Below are 9,085 nucleotides of genomic sequence, written 5' to 3'. Positions count from 1 at the left end.
TGGAGTGATAGTTGCATGCCATGTTCTTTCTGAACCATACCAAGCTGGAATAAAATAATACATAAAAGTCTCCTAAATCAAGGGTTTATAGGTTTCATTTAACCTTAAAGCCTTGAACTCGTCTCTAATCGTAAAAATCATGCCCCCAAACATCAAGAACAAGCCTGGAATCATTGCCAATCGTAATAACTTTTCATCATACAAAACAAAAAGCATGGGACCACCTGCCATAATCACATTAAAGAGACCACCTATGACTGAGAAACGAAGGACCAATCGATTAATAAATCGACTAGTGTCCTCGCCTGGATAAATTCCATAAATGTATTCTCCAGATTTTTTCATGCGATCTGCAATCTCTTCACCATTCATTGTCACAAATGCAAAAATGATACTAAATAAAAATAAGACCGAAATATAAACATAGACCCACAAAGGTTTTCCAATCATAAATTCCTTAGATAATCTCGTCAGTCCTGAAGCGTCGGGGAAAAGAAAGCCTAATAAGATGAATAGATAAGTTGGTACACTAAGAAAACTCATCACATACATATAAGGCATCCCACCTGCAGGATTCAACATGATTTCGAGATAAGAATAGCGTTTAAAACGATTGTGAAGTCCTATCTTATTGACTGGCACTAGATAACGCGCACGATACATAATGGCAAGCAAGTAAGAAAATATAATGGTCATAAAAATAAGCAAGACAACAATCCCTGTTGGGATATGAACCAGTTTAAAGGTTTCAATAACATCCTGGGGAATATTGATGATAATACTAGATAAGAGAATGACAATGGATCCCCCTACCCCCATACTGGCATTCAAATCTGACAACCACACCAGAAAAAAGGTCCCCGCTATTAGTAATAAGGTATTTATAAGTATAACCAAGACCGAAGAATAGGATGCTTGTATCGGTAAACTTAGAGAAATTGCCAAAGATTGAATAACAGCAATCAGCAAGGTCAGATACATTTTTCGACGATCTTGAATTTCAATCGCTGTAGAATTCAAGCCTAACTTTTTCGAAAAAGAAAACATCTGCCATAAAATCATCGCGGACATCCAAGGTGATAATCCTATAGAAAAAAGCGATAAACTTCTTAGGTTCCCACCTGTAAGGGCGGCTGAGAAGGCTAGATAGGCTGTTGAACCTCCTAAAAAATCTTTACTATTTAGGTCAACAAAAGGTAATGTTAGTCTGCTTCCTACAATATAAATAAGAATAAAAAAAATCGTCATAAATCCTTTTTTTAATACAACAGACGAAAAAAAGCTTTTCAAAACTTATCCTCTCAATCTCCTAATTCTTTGTTTTTGTAAAATTCATTTTATATTCTGATACTTTTAAAAATACTATTTAACATTTTTATCTTGTTTATTTCAGTATTAAAAAATAACAGTTTATGATAACCAAAAAAGCCATGCATCTTTTACATAGAAAATGTTCTCAAATCGATGAAGAACTCTGTTCTAATAGCATATATAAAGAATATATTTTTACAGAAATACTATTGCTATTATAACAAAAAAAGCAGAAAAAATCTGCTTATAACTCCCTAAGGTACTAATGAAAGAATACTACGTTAGTGAATAAAATAGATTATTTTTTTATTCACTATTAGCTCATTGAACACCCTTGATTTTTAATTATTATCTATAAGGTCTAATATTTCTGTATATCTCCTAAAAATTTCTGTATCCTGTAATCCTTCTTCTTTAGCCTGTTCATATCTCCATCTCAAACACCCTAAAACATTATCCTTTTCCTCCGCATAATTCCAGCCCTTTATAGTATAAATTGCTAATCTTTCTAACAAGCATTCTAAAACATCGGTTAACAGCTTTTCATTTATACTACTTCCAATACTCTCTATCCCTTCCCTATGATAGTAAATTTCTTTGTGAATATATGTAACAAGATTTGATTGAAAAAATAATTTATAATTTGTCCAAGAATCTTCTATTGATTTTCCTTTAGGAAATCTAATATGATTAAACAATTCCTTCTTAAACAAAATTCCCCAACTAGTTATATATACATATCCATTTAGTTCTAATGATGGTAGACTCAATACCAGCTCTTCACCAGTATATGTTTTCTCATAATAATCATCCCATATATGCACATGATAGTGTCTATCTTTCTCACTATAGATAGTATAATGTGATACTACAGTATCTGAATGTGTCCGAATTGAAGTCTGATATAGGTCTTCCACATAAGTGAGGGAAAGCCAATCATCTGAGTCAACAAAAGATAAATACTCTCCCTTTGCTCTAGCTATTCCAAAATTTCTCGCATCAGAAGCTCCACCATTTTCCTTTTTAATATATCGGAAACGGCTGTCTCTAGAAACATATTCCTGACAAATCTTACACGAGTCATCTGTCGAACCATCATCTATCAATAGAACTTCTATATTTGAATAAGTTTGATTTTCAATACTATCTAAACACATTCGAAGATACTTTTCAACATTATAAATAGGGACGATAATACTAATTAAATCATTTTTATTTTCTAGCAAAAAGGGATATTCCGTTCGTTCTGCTAATTCCAATTTTTCACGTACTTGCTCTGCTTCATCTAAAAATTGATGTGCTTCCAACTGTCCTAACATTCTCTGTAAGACATAGTCATACATGTTAAAGGAATGTTGAATATTGATCCCTGCTAAATCCTTTGTTGCTCTTATCCGTTCTTCAATCGCGTCAATATAATCTAAATGTTTGAGAGAAAAAACGCTAGATAATCCTGAAGGATTCATTCGATAAACATAAGACGCATTGTTAAAAACATGAATGTTGTCAGCTCTCATATAGAGTTTCCAAATTAAAAATTGGTCCTCAGCATATTTTCCATATGGAAAACGGAGCTCATCGAACAAACCTCGTTTAAACAGCTTTCCCCAAGCAGTAGAAAAAGTCAAAAAAGGAACATCCAGCATAGAATCTAATACTTGAATCGCTTGCGCTGATGTGAAAGAAATTAAGGATTCACTCTTAAAATGATCATTATAAAAATAGAAATCAGAGCCATCAAAGCGACAATAACCTCCAATTAGTATATCAGAATCACTTAGACGACTCGCTTGATATAATTTTTCTAGGTAGTTTTCAAAAAGAAAATCATCTGCATCTAGAAAGGTGATATAAGCTCCCTTTGCCCTATCTAGTCCATAGTTTCGAGCATCAGATAAGCCTCCATTTACCTTTTCAAAATATCGGAAACGGCTGTCACGTTCTGCGTAATCTTGACAGATGGTTGCTGAATTATCTATAGAGCCATCATTGACCATTAAAACTTCAAAATCCTTAAAGGTTTGTGACAGTACACTATCCAAACACGATTTCAGATAATTCTCTGCATTATAGATTGGTACAATGATTGATATCATTTCTGTTTTCAATAGATGCCTCACTTTCGTACTATTTCTCTTTAAAATTCTCAATACTTGTCTACGTACTTTTATTCTTATTTATCTAAATTTAGCAACCACAATTGGTTCTCTATTTTTTTATAGGTGACCGTATCAGACATATCCCATACTGTTCCCATATTATACTTCATCCACTGTAATAACCCAATGTGATGCTTTCTAGCTTCCGTCAAATCAATTCCTGCCAAAGCAAGGGTAAGTAAACGACCTTCTGAAACTTCTAAACTTTGACAAATAGGTTCCTCCCCTGGTGCTTTAGAAGCACTATCTCCACGGTCACGATAACAATATGGGGCTTTATGAAGATAGATAATACGTTCAGAAATCAAAAATAATTTATACATTAAATCAAAATCTTCTGCCCAAGATATATCTTCGGAAAAATAAAGGCGGTCAAACAGAGACTTTTTAAATAATTTACTCCAAGAGCTCCCCCAAGCTATATCTGTACCAAAGGTTGAAAACATATAGTTAAAAAAGGAATCATTGGGTTGAAATACAAGAGGTTCATTTGTTTCAGCGACATGAAATAAAAACATTGCATCCTCTTCACGAAACGTGTAATAATTTGTAACCACGATATCCGCCTCTTGCTCTTTTATTGTTTTGTATAAAATCTCTAAATAATTTGGTTCAATCCAATCATCCGAATCAATAAATGTAATGTACTCACCCCTCGAATGTTTGATTCCAAAATTACGAGCTGAGGAAACTCCACTATTTTCTTTTTCAAAATAACGAATTCTGTCGTCTTTTTCCACATACTCTTGACAAATCTGAGCTGAAGCATCAGTAGAGCCATCATTTATTAAAAGCAATTCAAAATAAGGAAAAGATTGTTCTATTATACTATCTAAGCATTTTCTGAGATAGGATTCCACATTATAAATAGGAATAATGATGCTGATTGTTTCTAACATTACACTTCCTTTGCTTCCTTAACTCTTATTAGAAGAGATAAGTTGTAAGTTTTCCTTAATATGACGATATGTTTCTGTATCTTCCATGCCCCATACCATTCTCATATTGTATTCAGTAATTTCTAAAAATGTTCTATAGCGATCAAAATGCTTCGTCACATCATATCCCATAATAGCTAAAAGAGCTAGGCGCTCTGCTACATGATTTAACTGCGCTGTGACAAGTGGATATATTTTACTCTTTGATATTCCAGAGTCATTTTCTCTATAAATATAAGTATCTTTATGAACATAGACAATTTTATCTACTTGAGTATACATTTTATAGATTAATGCAACATCCTCACCTATTACACCTTTGGGAAAGCGTAAAAATGAAAATACACTTTTCTTATATAAGCTACCCCAGATGGTCGAAAAAGATAAATCATTTCTTTCAAGAAATGATAAATCATCAATCAATTCTTCTGAAGTATAAGTTTTTTCATAATATTCTCCAAATGTATGAAGATAGAAAGTCGCAGTGGAGGTTTGATAATTAGCATAGTTTGCGATGGAGATATCTGCATCATTGTTTACTAATGCATCATAAAGAATAGTCAGATGTGATGCGTCTAAAAAATCATCTGAATCAACAAAAGTAAGATATTCTCCTTGTGCCTGTTCAATTCCATAATTTCGAGCATCCGAAAGACCTCCATTTTCTTTTTCAAAATAACGAATACGTGCATCTTTTTCGGCGTATTCTTGACAAATTAGGCCTGAGCTATCTGTCGAACCATCATTTACAAGAATAACTTCATAATTGCTAAAGGTCTGCTCTAGAATGCTATCTAAGCATTGTTTGAGATACTCTTCGACATTGTAAACCGGCACGATAACACTGATTAATTGATTTTCCATCACTCACTCTCTTTTATTTTCTAAAAATAGGTAGGTTCCATTCTCAGCATGTTCCAATTTTTCGCGCACCATTGCTTCTTCTTGGACAAATTCTGTTCCCTCTAACATGGATAAATTTCTCTTTAAAGCAAATTTATACTGATTAAAGGCTAATTCCATCGGATATTCTAGCTCAGGCATCTCTAGCAAGGTTTCAATACGCTCCTCAATCGCTTCTATAAAATCTAAATGAGATAAGTTGTAGTTCTGAGTCAGTCCTTTAAAATTGATTCTGTAGGCATAAATATCTGAATCATACCGAGTCATCTTTTCACTTGCTAGATAGAGTTTCCACATAATGAACTGGTCTTCTGCATATTTCCCTTTAGGAAAGCGAACTTCATCAAATAAATGCTTTTTGAATAGTTTCCCCCAAACTGCAGAATAGCGAAGTAGGGTATAATCTTCCATGCTATCCATGCCTTGTATAGCATCTCTGGCACTGAGCGGAGACATTAGTTCGTCTTCTTTTGGTTTTGGATAAAAATAAAACATACCTTCTTCAAAACGACAAAATGATCCTACGACAATATCTGCTTCAGTTAGTTGACTTGCATAATACAGATTTTCAATACTCTTCTCAAACATAAAGTCATCTGGATCACAGAAAAAGATATAATCACCCGTCGAAATATCTAATCCTGCATTTCGAGCATCCGACTGTCCACCATTTTCTTTATCGATATAGATAAAACGTGAATCATCTTCTGTCAATTTCTTTGCAATAGTGATACTATCATCAAGACTACCATCGTTGACAATGATAACCTCTATATTCGTATATGTCTGTAGCAAAATATTTTTAATACAATGTTCAATGTATTCCTCTACATTGTATACAGGAATAATAACCGAAATCAATGGAACATCCATATATTTATACCTCTCTACTTAGTCAAATCTGCAACAATTTGATTGTTATAGTTTTCATCCTCTATAAATTCAATCCCTTGGTCAAAATTAAATTCTGCTGTATGCTTATGTTTTAACTGTACCTTCGTCTCTGCTCCCATTTGCATCCATTCATACTCTGAATCAATATGGCCAAGGTCTAAGGCACGATACCCTAATCTAGACAATCGATAAGCCAATATTTTGGCTGTTGGACCAAGCATCAGTAAAATTAGTCGTCCCTCCGCATGATCTAAAATGGCTTGTTGAATAACATCCACCTTTGAAAAAGCATGGTGAGAAGGGCAAATAATACGTTTTATAGAGCGAACATTGTTAAACAAGTCATTACCAACTCCTGCTCGTGTAGTGGCCCCCTCTACAATAAGTATATCCTTGCCCACAAACAATTCTTTTATTTTTTCAAAATGAGTAACCCCCTTGCTTTTATCTTCGCTATTAATATACGGCCTTGAGATCCAAGCTGATCCATATCTCTTTGCCTTGCAAATATCTTGGAAAAACCTTCCATGATAATCTAACTCATTTTTCCAAAAATTTTCTGAATCTTTATTTTGGAGAAAATTTCCCTTAAATATTTCAAAAATTTCTGGTAAACACACAAGTACATTATCTTCCTTATCTGCATTTATCAAAATTTCTCTCATTTCTTGAGCTAATTCTTCGCTATACTCCTGATATGCGATACTATTTCCGTTTATCAGACTAAACTCACCATCTCCAAATCGAACCAAAGATTTATCTGTTGCTATAAGCTCATCCAAGGTCTCATCTATAGACATGACTGTAATATCAAACAATTCTTCCTGTTCAAAAGTCTGATTAAATCTCTCTGCCCCAATTTCAGAAAATAAGCGTATCGCATCCTCCAGCTTTTCAATTTCTTTTCTCAGAAATAAATACTGAGGCACCTTTCCCTTATGCGTAGCATAGAATGAAAAAATAGGTTTATTCAGCTCTTCCATGCTTCTTAAAATGGTTTCATCTACTTCTCCATAATTGATATTCAGATAAGCATCTATACCCTTAAATAGTTCCTCCAAGGTAGCTGTGGTGCACTCTGGGTGCAGATAAATATTCTCAAACTGTCCCAATGAATTTAAATATGGACCTACAGCAGTATAAGCCGCGATATGAAAGCGATGTTCTGGAAATGTTGTTGCCAAACGTTCAATGTTTTCAAAGCTCTCTGTTGTTGTGAAAGTAAAGAAATCGAGACCGTGTTTCTTATCCGTTACAAAGCTGAAACTATCTAGATGATGGGCTAGCAATTGTTGAAAGTCAAGATGATAGAAATCCCACCACTTTTCGCGAAATCTATAGGAGACAGGACTATTCCACGGCTTTCTATTTGTTGTATAGTGAATAACAATCGGATTATATTCTAGATTAAAATGTTCCTGCCAATTATTATAAAAAGCAACCAAATCATACCCTACTTGAACATTGTAACGCTTAGCTAATTCTAAACAATTATCTTGAAATAACTGATTAAAAATCGACTGAGAATTCTTAAAATCTTCTAACTCTAATTGTTCATTTTTCCTATTTGAACAAATCTCTAGACATTGTTCCGAAATGCTTAATTCTCTCCATTTAGCAATATCTATAAGCAAAACACCAGTATTATAACTTCCATCTATATCTCTTACAGCAGCAACTGGAAACCCACTTAAATCTATTGAAAAAATAGACTTTAAATCACCATTTATGACAGTATCACTATCGATATAGAGAACCTTCTCTCTATCCACTAAATCTGCTATAAAATATTTGACATAAGCAATTAGACTGCTATGGTTTGAAATTCCCAATTTACAAGATATTTTTTCCGTATCAAACGGAATACTGTAGACAGCTCCTCCTAAAATTTTTGCGACACGTCTAACTTTTCTAAACCAGTCTGTCATAATTCCTTGATTAATAATATAAAAATCAACGGATTTATTATGATACATGATAGATTTCATGGTCACAGTCAATTGTTCTGTGTAAGCTTGATCAGCAATCAAAACGATTGCAATTCTATCTGATGTCATTTCTCCTCCGAAATTCCATGATTAATACTATTCTGCACTCAAGTCTACAACAACTTGACTCAAATATGCTTCATCATCTGCTAATTCTATTTCTGTATCTAGATTAAATTCTGCAGTATGTTTATTCTGTAATAAAACCTTATTTTCAGCTCCCATCTGCATCCACTCATACTCAGAATCAACATGTCCGATATCAATGGCCTGCATACCCTTAGTAGCAAGTTGATAAGCTAAAACTTTAGCTGTAGGACCTAGCATTAACAAAACCAAACGTCCATCAGCATGGTTCATTATTTCTTCCATTATCTCATTTTTCTTATCATAAGCATGGCGAGATGGGCAAATAATTCTCTTAATGCTCTTAGCTCCATCAAATAAATCATTTCCTACCCCAGATCTAGAAGCATAGCCTTCTACGATAAGGATATCTTTTCCTTCCCATAGCTTTTTCAACTTTTCAAACTGAGATTTTGCTTTTGATTTATCTAAAAAATCAATATAAGGTCTGGAAATAAAAGTTGAGCCGTACCAAGTATTTTTACAATAATCTAGATAAAATTCCTCATAATCCTCTAAATATTGCCTCCAAAAAGCTAGAGCATCTGGAACAAAAGAGAAACGGTTTTTTAAACCTTCTTGTAAACCAATAACTAATGTAGGACTACTTTCTTGATTAAAAATAAATTTCAATTCTTCTGCAAGTTTAGGGTCATATTTCTGATAATTAATAGATTGGCCTAGCATGATTGCAGCCTCGCCATCACCAAATCGAGCGATTGAAGATTGATGCTCCAGAATATAATCAAGCGTTTCATCTATGGTC

Annotated in this window: 7 protein-coding genes; all 7 read right to left on the bottom strand. The window is 33.7% G+C overall.

Annotated features, from left to right (window positions below; all coding sequences use genetic code 11):
* Positions 1-72: 72 nt before the first annotated feature.
* Positions 73-1,290 carry an accessory Sec system protein translocase subunit SecY2 gene (secY2, locus tag PAN06_RS11635; protein WP_269796390.1) on the bottom strand — a complete coding sequence of 406 codons (1,218 nt, stop codon included), beginning with the start codon at positions 1,288-1,290 and terminating at the stop codon, positions 73-75.
* Between the two features lie 362 nt (positions 1,291-1,652).
* A complete protein-coding gene (locus PAN06_RS11630; protein ID WP_269796389.1) occupies positions 1,653-3,419 on the bottom strand; it encodes a glycosyltransferase in 1,767 nt (588 codons plus the stop codon).
* Positions 3,420-3,484: 65 nt separating this feature from the next.
* A complete protein-coding gene (locus PAN06_RS11625) occupies positions 3,485-4,369 on the bottom strand; it encodes a glycosyltransferase family 2 protein (RefSeq protein WP_269796388.1) in 885 nt (294 codons plus the stop codon).
* Between the two features lie 18 nt (positions 4,370-4,387).
* Positions 4,388-5,272 (bottom strand): glycosyltransferase family 2 protein, encoded by an 885-nt coding sequence (locus PAN06_RS11620; RefSeq protein ID WP_269796387.1) that lies wholly within the window; start codon positions 5,270-5,272, stop codon positions 4,388-4,390.
* A 3-nt stretch (positions 5,273-5,275) separates the two neighbouring features.
* Positions 5,276-6,184: a glycosyltransferase family 2 protein gene (locus PAN06_RS11615; protein ID WP_269796386.1), complete on the bottom strand. Its 909-nt coding sequence runs from the start codon at positions 6,182-6,184 to the stop codon at positions 5,276-5,278.
* A 14-nt stretch (positions 6,185-6,198) separates the two neighbouring features.
* A complete protein-coding gene (locus PAN06_RS11610; RefSeq protein WP_269796385.1) occupies positions 6,199-8,262 on the bottom strand; it encodes an SP_1767 family glycosyltransferase in 2,064 nt (687 codons plus the stop codon).
* 27 nt (positions 8,263-8,289) lie between these two features.
* A partial coding sequence (locus PAN06_RS11605; RefSeq protein WP_269796384.1) for an SP_1767 family glycosyltransferase occupies positions 8,290-9,085 on the bottom strand: 796 nt, incomplete at its 5' end.

The organism is Streptococcus sp. SM3, from assembly GCF_027497875.1.
The sequence above is the reverse complement of the archived record's forward strand: the minus strand, read 5'-3'. Positions and strand labels throughout refer to the sequence as shown.

Excerpts from the sequence above, each read along its gene's own strand:
- PAN06_RS11625 (WP_269796388.1), bottom strand. The coding sequence starts at position 4,369 with ATGTTAGAAACAATCAGCATCATTATTCCTATTTATAATGTGGAATCC.
- PAN06_RS11620 (WP_269796387.1), bottom strand. The coding sequence starts at position 5,272 with ATGGAAAATCAATTAATCAGTGTTATCGTGCCGGTTTACAATGTCGAA.
- PAN06_RS11615 (WP_269796386.1), bottom strand. The coding sequence starts at position 6,184 with ATGGATGTTCCATTGATTTCGGTTATTATTCCTGTATACAATGTAGAG.
- PAN06_RS11610 (WP_269796385.1), bottom strand. The coding sequence starts at position 8,262 with ATGACATCAGATAGAATTGCAATCGTTTTGATTGCTGATCAAGCTTAC.